The following is a 24,363-nucleotide window of genomic DNA, read 5'->3' as shown; positions in this document are numbered from 1 at the left end:
TTATTCTCCAAGCTCACATTTAAGCGCAGCGATCAAAATATCGTTATCTTCAGTATTTCTCACTGCAAGGCGCAGATAATTCCGTCCATTAGTCTTGGTTGTCAGCTCTTTTATCAAAAGATTGTGCTTAATAAGGAACTTTTTGAGAAGTTCCTTGGGAGAAATCTCAGCATCGAGCTCAGTCATAACAAAGTTTGCCTGAGATGGAATAACTCTTATCCCCTTGATCTCTGAAAGTTTTTCTTCAAAACGCGCTCTCTCTTTTCTGAATTTATCAAGAGCTACAGCATAGTCCTTTTTATACTTCTCTTCAATCTGCATATAGAACTCGCCAAAGGAGTTGATATTCCAGATAGCTACATCTTTTTTCATAAGATCGATTGTAGTGCTATCACCTGAAGCAAGAACGCCAAGTCTAAGTCCCGGAACTCCGTAGGACTTGGATATACTCTTCATGACAAAGAGATGTTTGTTATCATCCAGTATTTCCTGCTCGATCAAAGTGTTATCAGGTTCATCTGCAAAATCCACAAATGACTCATCAATAACGATTCTGACATCTCTGTCTCCGCACCATTTAACAAGCCTTAAAAGGTCTTTCTTGTGAATATAGTTGCCGCTTGGATTATCAGGATTGACTAGAACCAGATTACTGATGTCCTTATCTGCAAAATAGTTCATGATATCATCCGCAGTATATGAATAATCAGCATTTTCAGGCACGAAATCCACTGAAACTTCTCTGTCGTAACGATTAGGATACTCATCAAACGTCGGACGGATAAATCCTGTCTTACCGTCAAAGTTCTCCATAAGACTCTTTATCAGCTCTGCTGCGCCATTTCCGACAATTATATTTTCCTGATGAACTCCAAAATTCTTGGCAGCAAGAAGGCTGTTAACCCTCATTCCTGAAGGATATTCAGTAAGAAGTGTATCAAAATTAGCCCTGATCTCATCCTTCATCTTCTCAGGTGGAAAATAAGGATTAACAAGATAGCAGAAATCGAGGAGTTTTGGGTATCTCCAGTATCCACCGTAGCGCCTCTGAAGAAGTCTTACCTTCTCATCTTCATCCGGAGTAAAAATAGACTCTGCTATATCAAGATCCTGGATATCATCAATTTCATACCAGCGCTGGCCATCAAGTCTCTTGGCTTTGATCTCAGGATCATCCAGCATTGTGATCACCCTAAGGACCTGCTCATAGTACTCATTCTGGCCAAGTGCAGACTGATAAGCTTTGAGGAAAGGCACGTAATGTGTCTCTGAAAAGTGTCTGCTGAATTTATAAATATTTACAGTCTTATAGTATTCCTTGATCTCATCAAATTTGAATTTCTTACCCGGAACAAAGGCTTCTATGCTGTCATCAGAAGATAGTTTTACACATGTTCCATCCATCCATGACTCATACTTATCCACAAGTGCAAGCGTATCTCTTGGATCCTCCAATAGTACATCAAGAACTGAGTCCTCAAAAATCAGATCAGACTCAAACAAAAGAGTATCTTCTTTTACCAGATAATCGCTTGCAAGAGAAAGAGAATAGATATTGTTGGTCTTGTCGTAGATTGGATTATCAATATATTCAATAGGTGTAGTTATACCAAGGGTTTTAATGTATTTCTTAAGCTTGTCAGCCTCGTATCCCACAACTATAACTATTCTGGATAAATTCTTCTTTTCAATCTGGTGAAGCATTCTGTCTATCAGCGATACACCGTTTACCTTCACCATACATTTTGTATTGTTCTGGGTGAGCTCTTTAAGTCTCTTGCCCATTCCTGCTGCTAATATTACTGCCTGCATTACTCATTCTCCTCAAAATGAACTATTCCCATTTTCCTGGGTGTCATGTAATCCCCGTAAACAAGTCTAAGTTCCTCGTCATACCTCTCCGGACATGGAAATTTATCCCTCTCAAGAACTACCTCAGTGGCTCTTTCGTAGATATCAAAATCGTACATGGCCTGAATACCAAATGCAAAGTTGCTGGTAAAACGAAAAGGCGTAGTCACATTCTCATATTTCCTCTGCTGTCTGTCATACATCCTGATCAGTTTCTCAAGGGAAAAGAGATTTCCTATGCCACCAAGAATAATGAGTCCTGCCCTTGCTATAGCCCCATAGCTCTTATAATCAACATGCTTTCTCTTGGAAATTGCAAGTGCATGAATGAGCTTCAGTTTAAAATACATTCCTTTTTGAAAAAACTTACCCGCAGGTACATGATCTACCAGAAAGACATCTATAGCCGGATGATTCTGAAGATTATTGGGGTCATCACTCAAAGTATATTCTGTATTTATGATCCTTGGTACAAAATCAAAAAAATAAGGCTTTTCGTCAATCGGTTCTTTAAACTTAAGAGCTCCGCCAAGATTCTCTTTCATAGCGGCCTTGAAACTCTCGTAGTCTTCTCTCATCACCTTAATATCTATATCATCATCCCAAGATATAAAAGCGTGATCTCTAACTGCGCCGATTTCCGTGCCAAATGCCAGGAAATATCTGATGTTGTTCTCTTTACATATTCTGTCAACTTCGAGCAGCATATCATACAATATGCTGTGAAGATGCTCAATTGACTTAGCTTTCTCCATTACAAAAATCTCTTTTCAAATACATATTTCCCCGATACATTTCCCCAATAAAAATACTCTATATAAACCCAGATCACAATCCGGCATTTAATACCTCAGGATCAGCATAAATATTATAGCCATGAAGTGTATTCACAAGTTTAAGCCCCATTTTAACAAGGTCGCCATCAATCTTGCGCTCCTCAGACAGAACAATATAACTGCATTTTGTCTCCCTTGTAGCTTCCACAAGAGCCTTGGCATCAATAACCTCAGGCTTCTCCATAACTTCATAGACCGGATTATAATAATCCCACTGAGTTACAACCATCTCTCTTCCAAACGGAAGAAGAATGTCTGTGTCATACTGCCTCACAAAGTGAACCAACTCCGACGGAAAAGCAGCACGTACTCTTGCCTCTCCTTCTGCAGGCGCAATCTCATCACAGATGTCTATAACATGCTGTGGTATATGATACAGGTTCTCAGCCACATTTACATGACCGCTCGCATAAACAAGTGAACCTGTAAGCGCAATAAAACTAAGCACTACAACAAACGCTATCATCTGATACATGCTCTTATTAAACGAAAAAATAAGCTTACAAGCTGCAAATGCTATAGTCACATAAGTAGGTATCAGCCATAGCAATCTGTAATAAGTATCGCTTCCCTCATCAAATGCCGCCACATAGGCAATCTTGGTAAAAGGCAAAAGAAATCCAATAAGGATCAGGATTGGAATGATACCAAGCATTATTTTCTTTTTGATGCTCTTCTCGGCCACGATCAGATAAATCGATGACGCTATCAGGAGAAGCAATAATACACCGTTTCCTCCATACAGCTTAAGTGTGACCCAGCATTGCATAAAAATACCGTACATACAAACCTCTTATAATAATGTGTGTTGTGCAAGACTCATATAAAATGAACTCAAAAGATCAGCTGTGGAAAAGTCCCAAATAAACAAGTAAATACAGGGCATTTGGAATAACACAGCATATAGCTCCAATTACAACTCTTAAATTTCTCTCAAACAATAGCAGCACCAGTGTAAACAGAGCAACAAGCCCTGTTCCAAAAATTACTCCCATTGAAGTACATACTCCTGATAGCATATTTATAAGTGTCAGGAAAATCCATGGAGAAATCTTATAAATAGTCTTATGTTCCTTGTATTCCTCATAGGATTCTGTACTGTTATCAACCTTGGGCCCAAAGATAGGTCTTTTCCTGCTATCTTCCAGCATCCACAGAAACACCCACATAATAAGCGGAAATACAAGACTGTTAACAATTGCTTTCCCCTGCCAGGTTCTGGTCAGGAAAAAAGTTGCCGGAGTGTAAATTGATATATTTCCAAACATCATCAGGAAGGAAACAATTATCATGAAAACAGGAATAACCTCCTGCCTTCTCCTAAAGAGTATTCTCGCAATCTCCACATATACAAGATAAACCAGCGGAATGATCAGAACAGGTACTACGGAATGTGACATGATCGTCGCATGAACTCCGCATATTCTCGCCATATAAGCTATCCACATAGTTATAACTGCAAGTGCATGTCTGATATCAAGAGAAGTAGATGTTCCTGTATACGGAAGAATCGTATTCATGACATCTGCCTGCTGAGCAAGAAGTGATTCAACAACATAGTAAGCATCATCACCGTCAAAGCTTGACATCACAACTGCCAATATCATTTGGACAAGTAAAAGCGTAAAGAATATTCCCCAATAAATCCTGCTCTCAACAGAGTAACTAAGCTTGAGCATTCTTGGGTCAGACCTTGGGCTTAAGAGTTCATGAGCTGTCGCATGCGTCTCCCCTGGGAAAAGAGTCAGATAATCCATTCCATGTTTCCTGAGAAGATAAACTGCTTTGACAATCCCGGCAAGTGCAAGTAATAAACTGATCACAAGATAAATATATGTACAATAGCTAAAGGCATTGTAAACATAATGTAACATGCAGGGTATAGCAACAAGTTCGAACACTGCAAAATACACCACATATCCAAAGATAAAAGTAATTCCGACAGTTCTCCTGACAACAGGAAGTATCCCATTAAGTAAAACGCCTATACAAAATGGGACTATGAACATAAAGAATATTATTTTTATTACCGCTAAAATTCCTGAAATCAAGTCTGCTTTCCGTCCTTTGTATATCTTTCCTTCGACATGCTTACTCATGTCTTATCAAGTCACAAAAATAAATCTTTAATGGCCTGCTCCATTGCTCAGCACAAGGTTCAAATGCTCCTGTAAGATGCTGATACCTGTAAGGTTCTCTCCACCTCTTGGAATAATGATATCCGCATATTTTTTGCTTGGTTCAACAAACTGCTCATGCATAGGCTTAACAGTTTCTGAATACTGAGTAAGGATAGAATCAATAGATCTTGCTCTTTCAACCATGTCACGACGGATTCTGCGCATAAGCCTCTCGTCTGCATCTGTCTCAACAAAAACCTTGATATCCATAAGGTCTCTAAGCTCTTTATTCTCAAGAATGAGGATACCCTCAACAATGATCACCTTCTTGGGAACTACATGAACAGTAGCATCTGACCTGTTATGAACTGTGTAATCATAAACAGGCATATCTATCTCTTCGTTATTCTTGAGTTTTTTAACATCAGCGATCATAAGATCTGTATCAAAAGATGCCGGATGGTCGTAGTTAAGACGTGACCTGTCTTCATATGAAAGATCATCATGTGCCTTGTAATATGAATCATGGTTGATAACTACAATATCATCCCCAAACTTCTCCTTGATCCTGCGCACAATGGTAGTCTTACCAGATGCTGTTCCTCCTGCAATTCCTACTATACAAACCTTTTCGCTCATATTATTATCCTTTCAATTAAAACTAATATTACTATCTGCTCGCATAGAGCTTACTTGAGTAACCAATTCTCAAATACTACTATCAGGTCATCAGTCCTGACGATAATTATTCCCATAAGATCTGTAATACTTGTGAGATAAGACCTCTCCTGAATTCTTGTCATAAGTGATGATCTGAATATCATACCAGATATGATCATCATCATAGAGGTAATTAAGTTCTTCATTCTCTCTGGCATACAGGAGTCTGAATCTCTGCTCCACAGGCTGATATACCATAGAGCCCATAACTGTAGCTACTCCGTCAAGAGCCTCATCTCCGCATGCTTCATATACATTTCCCGAAGCAGCATCATTTATCATAATATACGGCCCATCAGTATTTCTGATCTTATCAGTTCCTGATATCTGTGATACCAGCTCTCTGACGCTTTCATCAGTAAAAGCTCCTGAGCCCTGATTGAAGTATACTACTGAACCAACATTTCCAAATGATAGCATTTCCAGCTGAGTATAGAGATCATCTGCACTACTGCTCAAACTGCGCATATCTTCTGCATATTTGTGCGCGCATTCATCGTAATACTCATAGCCCGCCTCTCCTCTGTGATCAGTAAGATCAGCGTTTGCAAGAAGCCAGTTACCAATATAATCAGTAACCTTTCTTGCTCCTGAAGCATTAAGGTGACCAGTATCATTTAAATCAGTATATAGGTCTATTATACCTAAATTTAACATATTTATATAGGGAACATCGTACATCCCAGCCACCGCACCGGCACTGTTAGCAGCTATCTTATCATCAGTTGTCGGGCAAAATGGAAGGTATGTCACAAGAACGCCTATTCCTCTTCTCTGGCACTCATCGATTATCTTCATGAGATATTCCTGGCCTACAGTATGCTCAGCAAGTAACTGCCCCTCTTCAGGATCCGGAGACACCGAAGGCTTGATCTCAACACCATATCTAAGCTCAGCTCCCAGAAGGCCGCTTGTTTCATTATTACCTGTAAGAGCAGAATAGTCCTCTTTGGTCAGTTCGTTCCACCTGGAATGATATACAATGAAATCAAACAAAAACTCTTTTCTGATCTCTTTATCCTCAATAAGGTCAGACACAGCTGCAAGCTTGAGTCTGTTAAGAGGCCAGCAGTCCATATTAAGATGTAGCTGATCTATAGATGAATCGATATCCTCCTGAGGAGTATTCTCATTCATCACATCAAGATACTGATAATTCTTCTCAAGCATATAGGCATCAACCACAACCCATTTGGGAGTGCAGTAATCAAGTGCCTCAATAAGTTCCCAGTAAGTAGCCTGCATTACTGACCCATGGCCGCCCATATTATAGGATGTAAAGCCATAATCATGATACAGGCTCGCAGGATTAATACCGTTTATCACATGGGACGAGCCCATAAAAAGAACGTCTATATTGCCTTCTTTGGCCTGTGTAAAAAAGTCTGAGTATTTATCTGCGCTTTCCTTCCTGCGCACAACCACCGCAGCAGCTACAATGCACACTGTGACCACGGCAGCAAATAAAGCTATTCTAATAAGATTTATTATCCTCTTCTTCATATCTTTCTCCGGTTAGAACTGCTGATAAATAAAGCTTGAAGCATTGTATCCGGGTCCCCAGATACCGCACACCGCAATCACCAAAATAGCTGCTATCATAATGAGCCATCTAAGCCACCATGACTGTCGTGCTATCTTATCCCTGATAACTGTCCCCTGATTATTCATAAGGTCTGTTATAAACACGATCACAAGGCCTACAACAAGAAGCAGCATATTAGCTTCATCAATGCCATGCTTAAATAGTTCGCCGTTTGTCAGAACCCATGGGGTAACAGACAAGCTCTTAACAATTATGCTAATAGCATCTATGACTGAATCTGCCCTAAAAAATACCCAGGCAAGATTGACAAGTAAAAAAGTAAATACCGTCTTGAATAATCTGTGAGCAAAAGATTTCCTGTCAACCTTAAATGTATTTGCCAGGAAATTCCTGATTGGCATTAGAAGATAGCCTATCACCTGATACAATCCATGAAGAAGTCCCCATACGATAAAGGTCCATCCAGTTCCATGCCACAGTCCACTTACTGCAAAAACGATCAGTATATTGAGATACTTGCGCCATACTCCCTTCCTGTTTCCGCCAAGAGGAATATAAACATAATCCTTGAGCCAGCTAGATAAAGAAATATGCCATCTGCGCCAGAACTCTGCTATAGAGCCCGAAAGATACGGAGCATCAAAGTTATTGCAGATATCAATTCCAAGTATTCTCGATGCGCCTATAACAATATGTGAATAGCCGGCAAAATCACAGTAAATTTCAAATGTATAGAAAAGAGTCGCTATAAAAGTAATAGTGCCTGCAGCAGGATTGTCATAGACATCTTTAACAAAAATTGCAAGTCTGTCAGCCAGAACCAGCTTCATGAAGTAGCCCCACAGCATCTGCATAAAACCATCTCTTAGTCTGTCGAGGTCGACTGTAACCGGATAGTTGAACTGAGGAATAAGGTTTCCTGCTCTGTCTATTGGGCCTGAAACTATCTGAGTAAAAAATGATACATACAGGGCATACTTGGCAATATTCTTCTCAGCTCTGATCGTGCCTCTTTTTACATCGATCAGATAAGAAACAGCCTTAAGGATATAAAAAGATATTCCTATAGGTGCCACTATACTGATAGCCGAATCCTCTCTGCCAAAGAAAAATCCCAGATACTTAAAAGCTGCCAGGATCGCAATATTCAGGATAATGCAGCCTGCAAATATGATGTTATCAGAGGTCCCTGAACTGCTCTTGTGATCTGCATTATCAGAGCCTTCTGCATCCAACCGGCTTGTATTCTTATCCAGCATAAGTCCTGCAGCGTATGTAGTCAGTATTGAAACAAGAAGTACAATACAGCCAATTACATCCAGACTTACATAAAAACCAATACTCGCAAGCAAGAGCAGAATATATCTGAATTTACGTGGCAAGCAGTAACACAGAGCTGCTATTATAAGTACAAAAAACAGAAACGAAAAAGACGTAACCTGCATAAATCCCCCATTATCTTAGAAATTGATTCTCTTTTCCTCAACTACAAGTGGTCTTCCGATCACACGGGTATTGATGTTCAAAATGTACTCTCCCATAAGTCCTATGAAAAAGAGCTGAATAGCGCCAATCAGGAACATGCCGATTATCATTGGCGCGTAACCTGCATGGAAACTGTACCAATGAGTCAGTTTAAGTACCAGATACACAAAAGCCACAATAAGGTCAACTAGCGCACATATAAATCCAGCAATTGTGCAAAGGCGCAGACCTACCTTGGTGTAAGAAGTGATGCTCAGCATTGCCGCATCATACAAGGTGTAGAAATTGTTGTGAGTAACACCTGCACGGCGCTGAGGCTGTTCATACTCAACAGTTGTCATATTGAAGCCTTCACCGTACTCTGCAACAATTCCTCTGATAAAAGGGATCGGATCATCAAGCTTTCTCAGAAGCTGGATGAAGGTCTTATCATAAAGTCCAAAGCCTGTGAAATGCTCGATCATTCTAACGCTGGACATATTCTTGATAGTCTTGTAATACACAGTTCTGAGGAAATAGATAAATCCATTTTCCTTGCTGGAAGATTTGATTCCACTGACAATCTTGTGACCCTGCTCCCATTTCTCAACAAATACAGGAATGAGCTCAACAGGATCCTGGAAATCAGCACAGATGGGAATAACGCAATCTCCATCAAGGCTGCACATTCCATGAAATGGTGAATTGAACTGTCCAAAATTAGTCACGTTAAAGATAGCTTTGATCTTGGGATTGCCTGCGCAAATGCTCTCTATCTTATCCCTTGTTCCATCAGAAGATGCATTGTCGATAAAGACTATCTCATAGTCATAGTTTGACAGTTTCTCTTTTAACACATTTTCTACTGCTGCAGAAATTGGTTCAACGTTCTCCACCTCATTAAAACATGGAATCAAAATACTTATTTTTTTCATAAATTACCTTTCAAAAATACTACACTCTAAACAACACTAATGCGGTGCATCAAATAAACTGCACCGCATCAACATGCATTTCCGAATAATGATCGGTCATGCATACCATTATACATTATTAGTCAATCTCTACTTCATCAGCTTCCTCAGAAGTATTGGTCTCGTGATACTCTTCCTCAGTGTTGACATTCCAAATATTGCTACGGTCAGTAGCACCACTTAAGATATTATTGACAACTTCGAATGAAGTGCACATTGAATGATCAATGTTATTGTATCTGTGCTGACCATTACGTCCTACGCAATACAGGTTATCAATTGTATTGAGGTAGTCAACAAGCTTATCCATCTCGTCATATGTATCAAAATAAGCAGGATATGCCTTCTTAACTCTCTCCATATGATAATCAATTACCTCAGAAGCATTGTCGATAAGACCAAGTTTAACCATCTCATCGATAGCCATCTTGGCAAACTCATCCTCTGTCATATTCCACATTGAGTCACCTTCAAAGCAGAAGTACTCAAGTCCAACCCATACTGTATGCTCAAGATCCTTGACAAGATAAGGTGACCAGTTGTTGTAAATCTGGAATCTTCCCATCTTGACAGTTCTGTCCTGAACGTATACCCAGTTATCAGGAACGATATTGCCCATAGTTCTGATATCGGTCTTGTTCTTGAGGTTAAGCTTGGGCACAAGGACGCCAAGTGTCATATAATCACGGTAAGGAAGACCTGCTGCGATTCTTGCAGGCTCTGCAGGAACATCATTCATACCTGCAACAAGATCCTTGACCGGCATTGAGCTGATAACTACATCACCGTCAACATCAATCTTCTGTCCATCCTGAAGGTAAGTAACACCCTTGACGTGGTCGCCATCCTTGCGGATGCCTACTACCTTGGCATTCATGATGATAGTACCGCCAAGCTTCTTGATTTCATCAGCTGTGACTTCCCAGAGCTGACCGGGACCAAGCTTTGGATAACTGAACTCTTCAATAAGAGATGTGTTAACCTTACGATTCTTGACCTTAAAGAGTCTTCCGAGATAATCTCTGATAATTCCAAAAATTGACAGGCCCTTTGTTCTCTGTTTACCCCAGGATGCATCGATCTCGCTAGGATGTCTGCCCCAAAGGTTCTCTGTGTAATACTCAAAGAACATTGAGTAAAGTTTCTTTCCAAAGTTGTTGATATAAAGGTTCTCAAGGTTATCTTCAGGTCTCTTATGGAATACAGAACCCATATAAGAGAAGCCGACCTTAAGAGTAGTAAGAAGTCCAAAGTTCTTGAAGGTTTCAGCCTTAAGTGAAATAGGATAATCATAGAACTTGGAATCGAAGAGGATACGTGAAACACGGTGTCTCCTCAACATAACTCTGTCTTCTTTTTCCGGGTCAGGGCCACCCTCTGCCATCTTCATAGGACGGTCGAGAACTATATCGTCATAGGTCGGTGCTCCCTGGAGTGGTAACATCTTCTGCCACCAGTCGTTGACTTCAGGTACCTTGGAAAAGAACCTGTGTCCACCCATATCCATACGGTTACCCTTATAATTTACAGTTCTGGAAATTCCTCCAAACTGCTCTGTCTCTTCAAAAACTACAACCTGATAATCATCTGATTTGGTCAATAGTTCATAGGCTGCAGTAAGGCCTGCAGGACCTGCGCCGATGATCAACGCCTTTTTCATACGCATTCCCTCTGTTTTCATAATATTGTTAAATTAACAACATAAGTAGTATATCCTAAATGGTCTATTTCTTCAATAAAATGTAATTAACGATATTACGTCTATTCTTTAAGACTTTCTTAAGATTGTCCCCAAACTCTTCACATGGTAAAAAATGATGTTTATAATTGCAAGTAGTTTAAAAAAGCGAGGTTTATTACATGAAGAAAAAAATATTGACGTTAACTGCCACCATTTTAGCCTTTTCTACTATAGTTACAGGCTGCTCTTTTGGTCAGGACGACACCAAAGAGGCCACAGAATATATTAATGATGAAACTCTTAATTCAACAGATGACAGTTCCGCTCTTGAGAGCACAGGAAATATAATTGTTGCAGATGATCTGGCAACACCTGATTTCGAAGATTACACAACTGCAGCAGCTACAGCCGAGGCATCAGCCGCACCATCAGTTGATGAAACTCAGGAAGAAGACAAAGTTGTTATGGTTTTCTTTGGAGATAGCCAGATTGCTAATGGTAGGAATGATGGAACAGATATTCCTACACTTGTACAACAAAGAGTTCCCAATTCAGTAGCTATCAACCTTGCAATAGGTGGAACAACTGCTTCTCTTGAAGCATCAACAGCCGATTATGAAGATTACGAGAACTGGTCATCTAACTGCTTTGTTGGAATGGTACACGCTTTTACCGGCAAGGTAAAAAAAGAGAATGTCCTCAGCAGTAATCCTGATCTTATGACTGCAATGGATTCAGTTAGTCCTTCTGATGTAGATTATTACTTTATAGAATATGGTGCCAACGATTTCTTTTCCAAAGTTCCACTTGATAAGTTCAACACAGACCAGAACTATGACGACATTCACACCTATTATGGCGCTCTTCGCCTTGGAATCTCAGAGCTTAGACAGTCAAGTCCAAACGCAAAGTTTTTCCTGATTTCTCCTGTATATGGTATTTACAAGGACAACAGCGGAAATTATCTTGGAGATTCTTATGTTGTCAGTAACGGTTTTGGAACACTTTCGGATTATGCCAAGAAAGCCGGCAATGTTTCAGCAGATGAAGAGAATGCCTTCCTCGTTGACGCAATGTTCATGTCAAGATTTGACCTGTACCTTGATACCGCTGATCAGTACCTGATGGATAATGTCCACCTGACTGAAACCGGCAGACGCATTCTTGCAAGAATCGTTGCCCACTGGCCAAACGGATTTGAATTCAACGAGCCAAAGGCTTACAGAGAATCTGACTATATCAATATCGCAACCTTTGATCCAGATGAATTCTATCGTCTTGATGACGGAGTTCTTATGGATGCTTTCCCTGATCAGTTCGAACTTCTGGTAAAGGGAGAGTACAAGCTCGTTAAGCCTAATGAGAATACACCTCAGTTACCAGATAGTTCCTCGCAGGAATCAACTCAGGAGAACGGTTAAGTTTTTAATATCCAATCAAAAATGCTTGTTTTCGTCTGCGTTGTGATTTTCTAAAACTCATAAAGCAGCAAATGCCTCATTTCGACGTTGCTCAGAGAAATCGGCATTTGCTGCTTTTTTCGTTTTGAAAATCATCGCCTCGTCCGAGAACTGCACATTTTTGATTGGATATCTTATTCTTTTTAGAGCTTCGAGATTCCAAATAACATAGTAACAAGCAAGCGAACCAGAGATACAACTACAAGTCCCACTGCCATACCATCGAGTCCAAACATCAATGTTGCAGGAACTACTACAACAGCAAACACTGCAATGTATATAATGTTGATAATAAGCTGAAGCTTTTCTTTGGTAAAGCTCATGACAATTACCATAAGTGACCCTGAAATAAAATACAGTATCTGGCCCAGATTAGCCAGGAAGAAATACTTTCTGGTTTCATCATATACATCCGGATACATGATCTGTACAAAGATCATTGATACAAAAGTACATGCAAGTGCACCAACAATTGATAATATGATCATTCCAAGGCTGATAAAGGCAAATTTCTTTTTATCCAGCTTGATCCTATAGTTAGTAAAATAACTAATTATCACTCCATTAAGCGGTGTTGTCAGCATAGCTACTATCTTGCCTATAAGGCTTGCTGTATAAAACACCGTAACTTCTCTGGCTCCAACAAGGAGTCTTAATAAAATCCTGTCAGAATTTAATATTAGCGCTGAAATGAGGTTACTTGCAGATATCACCCATGCTGACTTTAAATTCTCATGAAAGGATGCCGAAAGTCTTGTAAACGGAGCTCTGAAAATGCTGCCTCTTATTACTGTATAAAGTATTCCAAAAAGCTCTCCCATCAGGATTGTTATAGCCCAGCTTCCGGTTAACGGAAACAATATAAGACCTATAACATATCCCAAAGAAACAACTGCAAAGAATGCAAAATATCTTACAAAACGGATATTCATACGGTATTCGACATCTGCATAATACCTAAACACCGTCAAGATCATCAGAACAGCAAGTTGCATATATGCCAGTACCGATAGCTCTTTCAGCACCAAAAGAGCCACAAAGGATACTACAAGCGATATTCCGGCAATCATAGCAAGAAAAAGATTATAGTCTCCATTTTCTTGTGTCCTGTCCTTTTTAGCAACCATTCTGGAGTAGCTGGCTGCCGTACCGAAACCTGAACCCATTACTGATACAACCGAGATCAAATATAAAACGGTGCCAAAAGCCTCTGCACCTATCCGGGCATTGAGCCCGGGATAGATGACAAGCTGCAGGACACCGTTATAAATCACCAGCGCAAGAACGCTGAATATAAAATCTTTGGAAGCATTAAGTGCCAGGCTTTTCCTCTTAGAATCAGCCATTATAATCATTCTCCTTGTGTCTCTGGAGCATGTTGAGCTGCATTTCAAACTGACGTCTGTCCCCAATTGCCATAGTAGAAAGGATTACACCGGCAAAAAATGCCTGAACAGCTGACAGCATAATAAAGCAGCAGACAATAAGTGTCGGGAATCTTGGAACCATATGTGTTGTCCAGTACTCCTGAAGAATTGGAATAAAGAATCCAATTGAAACAAGGGCCAATACTATAGCAATCATGAGGAAGAACCAGAAAGGCTTATAGCTTCTGTAGAGTCTCATGATAGTGCGGAGAACCTTGAATCCATCTGAATAAGTATTCAGCTTACTAACTGATCCTTCAGGACGATCCCTGTAATCAATAACAACATTTTCAATCTGCATGTTGTTATAAACTGCATGAATAGTCATCTCTGTCTCGATTTCAAATCCCTTGGACAGAACAGGAAATGTCTTAACAAATTCATAGCTGAAGGCTCTAAAACCAGTCATGATATCCCTGATATTACAGCCAAAGAGCTTGTTGATACTGCCTCTTACAAGGTTGTTACCAAAGTTATGGAATGGTCTCTTGTTCTCCTGATAGTAAGTCGATGACAATCTGTCGCCTACTACCATATCAGCATTGCGGTTCAGAACCATATCTACCATCTCTCTTGCTGATTCCATAGGATATGTATCATCACCGTCAACCATAACATATACAAGGGCATCAATTTCGCGGAACATACGTCTGATAACGTTACCTTTTCCCTGCATATATTCATTTCTCACAACAGCTCCGGCCTCGGCAGCAATCTCTGCTGTTCTGTCCTTAGAGTTATTGTTATAGACATAAATTGTAGCTTCGGGAAGAGCTGCCTTAGCATCTCTGATAACCTTCCCTATAGTTTTTTCCTCATTGTAGCAAGGAATAAGTACAGCTATTTTATCCATTTGATTTCCTCCGGCCCCGATATCATTTGATGTTGTCATCTACATTATTCTTGTTGCCGATCTTCATGCGCTCATGTCCGCCAAGTCTATTGGCTGCATCCTGATCTCCTCTGAGAATAGCATTAACAAGCTGCATACGGAAACCTGCGTCAATGAAATCACAGTGCTTACAGAATGGATAATTCTGACGGCCTTCTGCGATCTTACGTCTAACTGCCTGGAACTTCTCAGATCCCCAAGCCTCCTTGAGTGTCATCTTGGTAAGATCACCAAAATCAGTTGTCTCAAAATTATCACAGCAGCAAAGTCCCATCTTGCCATTAGGCATGATCCACATATCTGTGAATGGAAGGAGACATGTCTCCTTGATCACTTTCTGAGTTTCCTTCTTGTTAGGAGCACTGCCTGCTCTGTTAGTAAGAACTTCCTGAAGATATCTCATCTGGATCTGGATATCGAGATCCTTGAACTCATCAGGATGAGCCTTAACATAATCATAGAGTTCCTGAATATTCTTATGAAGCTTCATCTCCATTGAGTAATTGTTGATGATAAGCTGATTAATATAAGGAGCTACCTCTTTAACCTTATCGATAGTAAGGATAAGACCATTGGTAGACATGAAAATAAAGCTGTTAGGAAGCTTCTCCCTTGCATATTTATGTCTCTCTACTATCTTGGTATCAAGGAGCGGCTCGTTATTACCATAGAGAGTAAGATGTCCCTTGTATCCCCAATCTGCAAGCTGATCAATAATGCTCTTGTACAGATCGTCATCAATCTTGGCAAGTGGTCTGCACTCATCATGAACATTGGCTGTACAGAAGGAACAGGTTGAATTACATCTGTTGATAGTCTCGATATTAACAACATTAGGCATTGGAACTTCCTTGGAATTAAGGAAATAATCACAATAAGCCTTCTGTGACTTACTTCTTGTTACAAACTGCAGTTTCAGATAAGCATTACTTGCAAGCATTGGAAAATGCTTCCTGGCAAACCATCCAAATTTTCCCATGAAACTATTAACTCTAATTGGCATTTCTAATTTCTCCTCAAACTACTATTTACTTCTTTTGCTCCTGCTACCGACAAAGTCAAGAATCATCTTCATTCCGCAGGCAGCATAAGGCATCCAGTACACATAATATCTCATAGTATAACGGGATGACCCTTCCCAAAACTCATGGAAGCAAATGCCTCCGAATATAAGTATCAAAAGAAGCATTTCCTGCTCAGATACATCTCTCTTTCTGAGCACAGATACCAAATATACAAATACACACAGATAACATACGCTCATAAAAACATTCATTATCTGACTGATGATAATATTACCATCACCAAAAACAATATAATACATCAAATCCGTCGGATTCTCAACATGTCTGCTCACAAGGTCCAGATTGTGGGTTGAAATACACACCGGATCTGCCCACTGGGTGAGAAACTTTCGGAAAAAGAATTTAAAGGCATAGCCAGGATGATGTACAAAAGTATCTACTCTTTCCCTGATATCTGCCAAAGCTACTTCTTTAGCCTTTTCTGTATCATAACCATTATCAATAAAGGTCTGATAGTTGTAACCGCTATACCATCCATTTTCCAGCTCAAATTCCTGGATTCCCATAGCTATGTGAGAAACAGAAGGACTACCTTTTGGAACAGCTGCAATTCCTGCTCTGTCACAGTAATACGAATTGATAGCATTTTTACCCACAAACACGGTAAATATTATAAAGGCAGATACGAGAATTCTTATCACCAGCCTATGCATAAACTCGTAGGTGTAGTAGTTCTCCTCCCCTCTCTTTTTCCATGCGCTCAATATCAGGATCATCACTATGGCAATCAGAGTAATCTCACTGTTGGTCTTGATGATTACTGAAACAGCTATTCCTACCGCTGTCAAAAGAGCATACACAAGCTTTTTTCTTTTTACAAATAAAATAGTTGTATATAATGCTATCGTCTGAGGTAAAAGGCTGTAAATATCGCCATATACAAAAGTAGAATAATTATATAAAAACAACATTCCAAGGCTCATAAGAGCCATGATCCCACATACAGCCCTGTCAGCAAAAATCTCCCAGGTTATCTTATACAGAAAAAACACAGTGACAAGGATTGATATCAAAAGAATGATATCCCATGCAAGGTAATTCCCATGCCCAAAGATATGATCAATAATCTCTCCAAAGAAAACATAGCCCAGCTGAAATGGCCATATATATAAATATCCCCATTTCTCGGTAAGATTACTGTAATCTCCATGTTCGAATTCATCGAGAATCTTATCAAGTGTCATTGAATCCGTCACAGGAAGCGGCTTTATAGATAAGATGAGCATAAGGCAATAGGCTGCACAAAAAACAAGTGCAAACACAAGTAATCCCCTGCTCCGTCTCTTAAAAAAGTCTCTATTGTGGAGTAGAATAAAGGCCACAAATACAATTGTCATAAAAAGCAAAAGAAGTGGAATATTCTCTTTAGCATAATGGGGAAAATCCACATCCTCGTGCATATCATAATATATTGTTGTCAAAAGGCTTGTGACAAACACTGATCCGGCAGCAATAGCCAGAAGAGCCACAACAATCTTGTATAAAGCATTCTTAAATTTCATAGATTAGTTTTTCCTAAGAACAACTGAATTCTTGTGATAATATCTGGCAACAACCTGATTGATCCAAAAATCCTTATCTTCCTCTACATCGCTGAAAAACAGCATTTCCGGCTTAACTGTATATTCAGGCAAAACTGCATCTGTCACAGACTCATCTTCAAGGATTTCAAGTCTTTCAAGGCTTTCTCCTTTATATGTACCGGCATCACCTGAAGTAATGTCCGCAATAGCTGATGTAGCACTATAATAATGAGGATCAGCCTTAATACACAGAAGCGATCCGACAGATAAAACCAATACAAGTGAAAAGACAAGGCTTGAAGACTCTACTGTCATTGAAAGCTCTTGAGCCTTATCAGTTTCTATAGACTGACGTATCCATGCCGTAATATAAAAGACAGTAAGAACTATCATCACAACATACTCAGCCCAGAAAATAGACATGATCCTTCCGGCCTCGATATTTCCTGTAGCAAAAAGCGGCGGAACAACATTTGATGCCGACATTCCAAGAGCAAATAACAAAAATATAAATGGATGTTCAAAACGGTGCTCAATATTCCCGGAAAGTTTCCAAAAAATGATAGCTAACATGAGCAGTATCACTGCAACTTCCCATCTTGAATACTGATTGATGCAGATATCAAACACATCATAAATAGAGATCAGAATTGACTTTACCGCTCCAAAGCCTTCAACCTGAGCGCCTCTGGCCCTGTTTCCAGGTGCAAGACAGGACACCACAAAGCCAAGCAGGTTTAGACAGGCCGGAATCCATAAAAGATATATGTATTTCTTTTGTTCAATATCCGAGGTCTCAAATTTGATAAAAGATATTTTTCCAAGAAGAAGTATTATCAAAACCAATACTGATATAATAGCAAGCTCAAGTGCAGTCATGTAATTGGCGCCGCCAAGTAAAAAGCCCAAAATGCAAGCCCAGACAAGCTTAGCTTTTCTCTTAGAAGAAAGATCATAAACAGACCGAAGAAGAAGTCCTACCCAGAAAAGGCCAAGTCCCAACATGAACATATAGTTGATTGCACCACTATGCCAGTAAAATGCCTCAACTCTGGGCATTTTCTTTGGCATACTCTGGATCATCAGTATAAGTGTCAGCATCGCTGCTGCATTAGTTAGGTGCTTATCAGCCTTAAATACATGCACAAAAAGCGCATTGAAAAAATAACAAACTCCAAGTGTCAGGATAAATATGATCTCGTAGACAACAAGAAAATACAATCTCTCATTAAAAATACCCGGGCTGAGACTGGATAAGGTAGCTGAAAAGAAATATCCAACCCAGGTCATATACTCGTCATAAGTAACCTTTAAGATATAGCCCAGAAGTCCAATTACATTTCCACTATTTATGTAATACTCGTGAGCCCTGTAAGCCATAGACATATCATCTGCAGACATCCAGTTAAAATGTCCCAGAACAAGAAGAGGAAGCACACTGATAGCATACAATACAGTCATGACTACACTAAGCCTTTTGGTATTAATTTGTCTTGATAGTCTCTTAATATTGTAGCTAAACATTATCCGTGCCCCTCAAGCTATTACAATTTCAATATGCGTTAACCGCATCAATTACTCTCTGAACCTCTTCATCAGTCATCTCCGGGAAAAGAGGAAGTGTTGCGCAGTGCTCTGCAAGACGCTCTGCGTTAGGACAATCTCCCTTGTGGTATCCAAGATCAGCATAAGCCTCCTGAAGATGGCATGGAACAGGATAATGACGATTGCACTCAATATCCTGAGCCTTCATGTATTCCAGAAACTTCTCCGGATCACCTTCAACCTGAACTTCAAAGAGATGGAAAACAGGCTCTGTATTATCGGGATGAGCCTGAAGTGTAAACTTAGGATTCTTGATCTCAGCCATATATCTTCTGCCGATTTCCTGTCTGCGCTTTGTCCACTCAGGAAGATATTTAAGAGAAACAGAAAGAACTGCTCCCTGAATGCCTTCAAGACGATAATTGTAACCGATCATCTTGTGATAATATCTGACTTCGCAGCCCTGATTCTTCATAACATTCATGTAGTGATCATACTCAGCATTATTAGTGCTTACAGCTCCGCCCTCGCCAAAAGCATACAGGTTCTTGCCAGGATAAAAGCTAAAGCAGCCGATATCACCAAGAGTTCCAACCATTTTGCCCTCTACCTTGGCGCCATGAGCCTGAGCGCAGTCCTCAACAATATAAAGCCCGTGCTTATCAGCTATCTCTTTAACTCTTGGAAAATCAAAAGGCTGTCCATACAGATGAACTCCAACGATAGCCTTGGTCTTGTCTGTTATCTTCTCTTCAATCCTGTCAGGATCAATTTCCCAGGTATCTGCTGTGCAGTCAACAAAAACAGGTGTTGCTCCTGTATAAGTAACTCCCCAAGCTGATGCAATATAAGTATTGGCAGGAACTATAACTTCATCTCCCTCGCCTACTCCAAGTGCCGCAAGTGCGCAGTGAAGAGCTGATGTGCCATTATTAAGTCCCTGAACATACTTAACTCCAAGGAAATCAGCAAACTCTTTATCAAATTTGTCTGCATACTTACCGCCTGAAAAAGCTGTCTCTTCGCAGCAGGCCTTTATGGCAGCCAAATACTCGTCTTCGTGTTTCTTGTAATCTCTTGTAAGATCAATTCTCTTTAACATATTATAACCTCTTGTATCACGTATCTATGAGCGTACTCAAGCATTGACTGATCATTTGCTTATTATCATCACCGAACGATCATTTGCTCAATGTCGCGTATCTGCGCTCTTTTCTAAACATCTTCTTGAGCTTGTAAATCCTGATAATATAGTTCTTGATCGTCTTAGGAACATTAACTGTAGTATCGTAATCCTCAACCCATTCAATAGGCATATCTACAATATTTATGCCGCCTCTCTCTGCTCTGAGTAAAAGCTCAACAGTATAAAACCAGCCCTTATCATCAGAGCACTGTTTAACAAGCTTCTGCGCAACAGAAGTTCTGAGGAAGGTAAAGCCGCAAAGAGCATCTGTTGCCTTCATTCCAAACATTGCCTTTAAAATAAACACAAGACCCGCAGATGTGATCTTACGATACCACTTTCTGCCGTGTGTCTTGGAATCTTTGCTAAATCTTGACCCGTTTACATACTGAACATTTTTCTTTTTCTCAAATATCTCGATTGTCTTACTGAGGTACTCAAGGTCTGTAGAAAGATCTATATCCATATATCCTACAATATCAGCCTCGCAGCGAAGCACGCCAGTCTTGAAGGCGATACCAACACCTCTTTCCTCTATACGGACATATTCAACTTCATCGTATTTGTCAGCAAGGCGTCTTCCAATCTCAGGTGTATCATCATCCGAGCCGTTATCCACAATAGTGAGCTTATAGGGAATATGAACATTTTTCCTCATATAAGCTACGCATTTATCTATACCTTTCTCCAGCCTGAGATGCTCATTCAGAACCGGAAATAAAATATTAATATCCATACTTGATTATCACTTTCCAACTATTTTCTCTATATCTGCAACCATGTATCTCTGCTGTCTGAATACAAGATTCAGAAGGACAGATAAATACTTGAGCACGATCGTCAAAAGAGCAAACACTCCAAAAAAGCCAATTGACATAAAGCTCATAAGTGAAGGCCAGCCCGAAGCAATATCCTGTCCCATGAAATGATCTGCAACGGAATAAATAAGACATGCAACCGTAGCCAGAAGAAATACTCCGCTCAAAACAGCAGACGCTTTTTCCATGATATTGGTGAAATAAATAAAGGTATCAAGAGCAAGTCCACCTCTTTCAGAAAAACTTGCCTTGGAGTCACTTCCGGCAGAGCCTGTAACCGGTGTGTATTCAAGTGTTGTCATATTGAGTCCGCAGTTGGCATATACCGCTTTTCTGTAAGGAATGTGACTTCCTATAGTCTTGATCCTGTTAATTGCGCGCCTTGATACAATCCTGAATGTCTCAGGTCCAATCTTGGCAAAAGACTTACTGAATCTGTTAAAGAGTCCATAGAAAACCCTGGACGTCAATCTGTGAGCCTTGGAATTAGATGCTGCAACTATATCATAGCCCTTGACCATCTCGTTATAGACATCTTCTATAAGACTCTTATCATAATCCACGATCACATGGTCAAACTCGTAGACAAGATCACCGATAGCAATGTCTCTGCCGGCATTCATGGAAGGCTCTATTCCCTGATAAAAGCCCATATGAACAACAGAAACAATTCCCTCAAGTTCCTTGTCAAAAGCATATTTTTTGATATTCTCAACTGTCCCGTCGCTGCAGGCATCATCTACGCAGATAATCTCGTACTTCTTAAAAAGACCACCTATCGCATCCACTGCAGTGTCCAGGAATGGTATTATGTTTTCCTCTTCGTTGTGAAGATAAATAACCATTGATACGAATTTATTTTCCATATCTTTCCCTTTTAAAATTATTGAAATGTTCTACCCATATGATATACGAATTGCCCCATTTCTAAGAGACTTACAATTCTACAAATACTCATCAAGATCATAAACCGTATTGATCTTCCCTGACAGAACACTTATGAATGTAGGTTCTGTTGAATGAACCCTGATGGCTGTAGGCCTGGAATCATCAATCTCTGAACTCTTCAAAATTGGTTTCATAGAAAAGAGAGATTCTCTGTAATAAAAACCATATTCAGGCTTCATGTATTTCTGCGCAAGGTGACTCATATAATCCCAGGAAGACTCAGGCTTTTCCGGACATCTGTTACAGTTGCCAAGACACTCCGGAATACATTTATATCCACCTTTTTGGGCAAGACGCTTCTGGCAGGTAAAGGTCGGAAGCTCGTCATAGCTTGTAACATGCGGAGTAAATGTAACCGATGTCAGCGAATGCTTACCCGTAAGGCCAAATGGCATTATAGAGAAGAATGGACCATCCATTACAGTAAGTCCTGTATTCTTAAGGTTATCATCCACATCACACAGAATTATCTCACAGAGCTCATATTTGATTGCAAAGCTCTCATCAGGAAATACCTTCTTGAGGATCTGGTTGACTGATGCATAAGTTGCATTCAGCACAAATCCAGATGAGAATGCCTTACCATCTGTAAGGCCAACCTTGTACTCTTCGCCATCTCTTTCTATTGTATCAATATCAGCGCCAAACTTAAGTGTCACATTGGACAGCTTACTGATCTCATCAAGAAAAAAATCACGAAGAACATGAGCATCATAGGTATACTCTTCTGTCAGAAAAGCTCCATCACACATCTTGTTCTGAAACCATCTCCCGGCAGGAACTTCATCACATTTAATTCCGGCAGCCTTGCAGAAATCCACAAACTGTGCGGCGTTAGTCCAGCTGAAATTCTCAGAAGTAGCATATATCTGTTCAAATTTATCATGAATACAGAATTTATAATCGTCTACAAATCTCTTGAAATATCCTGCTGACTTCATAGCCGTCGACAAGCTCCTTGGGTAATGATACCCCATATGAACTCTTGCCTGATTGATATAAGTGGCTCTAGAAAAAGAATCCGGTTCTTTTTCTAGTACAAGAACACTCAGCCCTTTTTTTCCACAAAAAAGCGCTGAGTATAAACCATAGAGACCTGCTCCGATTATTATTCTGTCAAACTTTTCAACCATAATATTCCTTGTACCACTTGGCAAATTTACGAAGGCCTTCGCGAAGTGGTGTGTTTGGCTTAAAGCCAAAATCCTGCTGAAGTGGTGTTACATCCGCATAAGTAACTTCTACATCTCCGGGCTGCATAGGAACAAGCTCCTTGTGAGCCTCGAAATCATAGTCCTTGGGAAGAACCCCTGCACTTATAAGCTCCTGCTGAAGGATATCCACAAAATCAAGAAGATTTACAGGATCATTGTTACCGATGTTATAAACCTTATATCTGACTCCGTTCTCGTTCTCATCCGGAGCCTTCTCCATAACATTGATAACACCCTCAACAATGTCATCAACGTAAGTAAAGTCTCTCTTACAATTACCAAAGTTAAATATCTTGATAGTTTCGCCCTTAACAAGTTTGTTGGTGAAACCAAAGTAAGCCATATCCGGTCTTCCGGCAGGACCATATACTGTAAAGAATCTAAGTCCGGTGCTGGGAATTCCATAAAGCTTGGTGTAGGCATGTGCCAGAAGCTCATTGGATTTCTTGGTTGCAGCATAAAGAGAAACCGGATTGTCTACCTTGTCATCTGTGCTGTATGGGATCTTCTTGTTAGAGCCGTATACACTTGAACTTGATGCATATACAAGGTGCTCAACTCCCTTATAGTCATCGGATGCCTTTTGGGAATCATATGAATGTCTGCAAGCCTCAAGGATGTTATAGAAGCCGATAAGGTTAGCCTCAATATACGCATCAGGATTCTCGATAGAATAACGAACTCCTGCCTGAGCCGCAAGGTTAACTACAACCTCAGGCTTAAACTCATCAAACGCCTTGTCGATAACAGCTCTGTCAGCAATGTTACCCTTTATAAATACAAACCTGGAATCTCCAATTGTCTCAGAAACTCCGTATTCACCTGCTGTTCCAACCTTGTCGCCAAGAATCTCAGCAATTCTCTTAAGTCTGTCCTTCTTGATACCAACGTCATAATAATCATTCACATTATCGATACCAAGAATCTGTATGTCTGAGTATCTCTTAATGAGCTCCATGCACAGGTTTGAGCCGATAAAGCCGGCCGCACCTGTAACGATAACTCTTTTGCCACTTAAATCTATATTCTTATCAAGCATTATAAAAACCCTTTATTCCCCTAATAATATCTTA

The 24,363-nt window shown here is 40.0% G+C and carries 20 protein-coding genes; 1 reads left to right on the top strand and 19 read right to left on the bottom strand.

Annotation, left to right across the window (positions count from 1 at the left end; all coding sequences use genetic code 11):
- The 9 genes from BPR_RS02740 to BPR_RS02700 all read right to left on the bottom strand — a co-directional run bounded on the left by BPR_RS02740 (position 1) and on the right by BPR_RS02700 (position 11,171).
- Positions 1-1,812: an aminotransferase class I/II-fold pyridoxal phosphate-dependent enzyme gene (locus BPR_RS02740; protein ID WP_013279939.1), complete on the bottom strand. Its 1,812-nt coding sequence runs from the start codon at positions 1,810-1,812 to the stop codon at positions 1-3.
- Positions 1,812-2,606: a LicD family protein gene (locus BPR_RS19545; protein ID WP_013279938.1), complete on the bottom strand. Its 795-nt coding sequence runs from the start codon at positions 2,604-2,606 to the stop codon at positions 1,812-1,814. The genes BPR_RS02740 and BPR_RS19545 overlap by 1 nt, the downstream gene beginning before the upstream one ends.
- A gap of 73 nt (positions 2,607-2,679) precedes the next feature.
- A complete protein-coding gene (locus tag BPR_RS02730) occupies positions 2,680-3,471 on the bottom strand; it encodes a hypothetical protein (RefSeq protein WP_013279937.1) in 792 nt (263 codons plus the stop codon).
- Between the two features lie 58 nt (positions 3,472-3,529).
- On the bottom strand, positions 3,530-4,786 hold the full coding sequence (locus BPR_RS02725; protein WP_013279936.1) for a DUF6077 domain-containing protein: 1,257 nt from the start codon (positions 4,784-4,786) through the stop codon (positions 3,530-3,532).
- A gap of 27 nt (positions 4,787-4,813) precedes the next feature.
- Positions 4,814-5,446, bottom strand: a complete 633-nt coding sequence (udk, locus tag BPR_RS02720; RefSeq protein WP_013279935.1) for a uridine kinase — start codon at positions 5,444-5,446, stop codon at positions 4,814-4,816.
- A 90-nt stretch (positions 5,447-5,536) separates the two neighbouring features.
- A complete protein-coding gene (locus BPR_RS02715) occupies positions 5,537-7,030 on the bottom strand; it encodes a hypothetical protein (RefSeq protein ID WP_013279934.1) in 1,494 nt (497 codons plus the stop codon).
- A gap of 12 nt (positions 7,031-7,042) precedes the next feature.
- On the bottom strand, positions 7,043-8,518 hold the full coding sequence (locus tag BPR_RS02710) for an MBOAT family O-acyltransferase (protein WP_013279933.1): 1,476 nt from the start codon (positions 8,516-8,518) through the stop codon (positions 7,043-7,045).
- Between the two features lie 15 nt (positions 8,519-8,533).
- Entirely contained in the window at positions 8,534-9,472 is a 939-nt protein-coding gene (locus BPR_RS02705; protein ID WP_013279932.1) for a glycosyltransferase family 2 protein, read from the bottom strand.
- Positions 9,473-9,590: 118 nt separating this feature from the next.
- Complete coding sequence (locus BPR_RS02700) at positions 9,591-11,171, bottom strand: NAD(P)/FAD-dependent oxidoreductase (RefSeq protein WP_042256409.1); 1,581 nt, start codon at positions 11,169-11,171, stop codon at positions 9,591-9,593.
- A gap of 200 nt (positions 11,172-11,371) precedes the next feature.
- On the opposite strand from BPR_RS02700, the gene BPR_RS02695 reads away from it, so the two are divergent.
- The gene (locus tag BPR_RS02695; protein WP_013279930.1) at positions 11,372-12,613 is read left to right on the top strand and encodes an SGNH/GDSL hydrolase family protein; all 1,242 of its coding nucleotides are present in this window, start codon (positions 11,372-11,374) and stop codon (positions 12,611-12,613) included.
- 182 nt (positions 12,614-12,795) lie between these two features.
- On the opposite strand, the gene BPR_RS19540 is transcribed toward BPR_RS02695, so the two are convergent.
- The 10 genes from BPR_RS19540 to BPR_RS02645 form a co-directional block, all read right to left on the bottom strand.
- Positions 12,796-13,998: a lipopolysaccharide biosynthesis protein gene (locus BPR_RS19540; RefSeq protein WP_013279929.1), complete on the bottom strand. Its 1,203-nt coding sequence runs from the start codon at positions 13,996-13,998 to the stop codon at positions 12,796-12,798.
- On the bottom strand, positions 13,991-14,932 hold the full coding sequence (locus BPR_RS02685) for a glycosyltransferase family 2 protein (protein ID WP_042256408.1): 942 nt from the start codon (positions 14,930-14,932) through the stop codon (positions 13,991-13,993). The genes BPR_RS19540 and BPR_RS02685 overlap by 8 nt, the downstream gene beginning before the upstream one ends.
- A 22-nt stretch (positions 14,933-14,954) precedes the next feature.
- Entirely contained in the window at positions 14,955-15,974 is a 1,020-nt protein-coding gene (locus BPR_RS02680) for a radical SAM/SPASM domain-containing protein (protein ID WP_013279927.1), read from the bottom strand.
- A 21-nt stretch (positions 15,975-15,995) separates the two neighbouring features.
- A complete protein-coding gene (locus BPR_RS02675) occupies positions 15,996-17,558 on the bottom strand; it encodes a glycosyltransferase family 39 protein (RefSeq protein WP_013279926.1) in 1,563 nt (520 codons plus the stop codon).
- Positions 17,559-17,561: 3 nt separating this feature from the next.
- Positions 17,562-19,103: a DUF6056 family protein gene (locus tag BPR_RS02670; RefSeq protein ID WP_013279925.1), complete on the bottom strand. Its 1,542-nt coding sequence runs from the start codon at positions 19,101-19,103 to the stop codon at positions 17,562-17,564.
- A 28-nt stretch (positions 19,104-19,131) separates the two neighbouring features.
- A complete protein-coding gene (locus BPR_RS02665; protein ID WP_013279924.1) occupies positions 19,132-20,226 on the bottom strand; it encodes a DegT/DnrJ/EryC1/StrS family aminotransferase in 1,095 nt (364 codons plus the stop codon).
- A 79-nt stretch (positions 20,227-20,305) separates the two neighbouring features.
- Positions 20,306-21,046 (bottom strand): glycosyltransferase, encoded by a 741-nt coding sequence (locus BPR_RS02660; protein ID WP_013279923.1) that lies wholly within the window; start codon positions 21,044-21,046, stop codon positions 20,306-20,308.
- Between the two features lie 9 nt (positions 21,047-21,055).
- A complete protein-coding gene (locus BPR_RS02655) occupies positions 21,056-21,994 on the bottom strand; it encodes a glycosyltransferase (protein WP_013279922.1) in 939 nt (312 codons plus the stop codon).
- A gap of 78 nt (positions 21,995-22,072) precedes the next feature.
- Complete coding sequence (locus BPR_RS02650) at positions 22,073-23,209, bottom strand: FAD-dependent oxidoreductase (RefSeq protein WP_013279921.1); 1,137 nt, start codon at positions 23,207-23,209, stop codon at positions 22,073-22,075.
- Entirely contained in the window at positions 23,202-24,329 is a 1,128-nt protein-coding gene (locus tag BPR_RS02645; RefSeq protein WP_013279920.1) for an NAD-dependent epimerase/dehydratase family protein, read from the bottom strand. The genes BPR_RS02650 and BPR_RS02645 overlap by 8 nt, the downstream gene beginning before the upstream one ends.
- Positions 24,330-24,363: the final 34 nt, after the last annotated feature.

It is taken from the genome of Butyrivibrio proteoclasticus B316 (genome assembly GCF_000145035.1).
Lineage (GTDB): Bacteria > Bacillota > Clostridia > Lachnospirales > Lachnospiraceae > Butyrivibrio > Butyrivibrio proteoclasticus.
The sequence above is the reverse complement of the archived record's forward strand: the minus strand, read 5'-3'. Positions and strand labels throughout refer to the sequence as shown.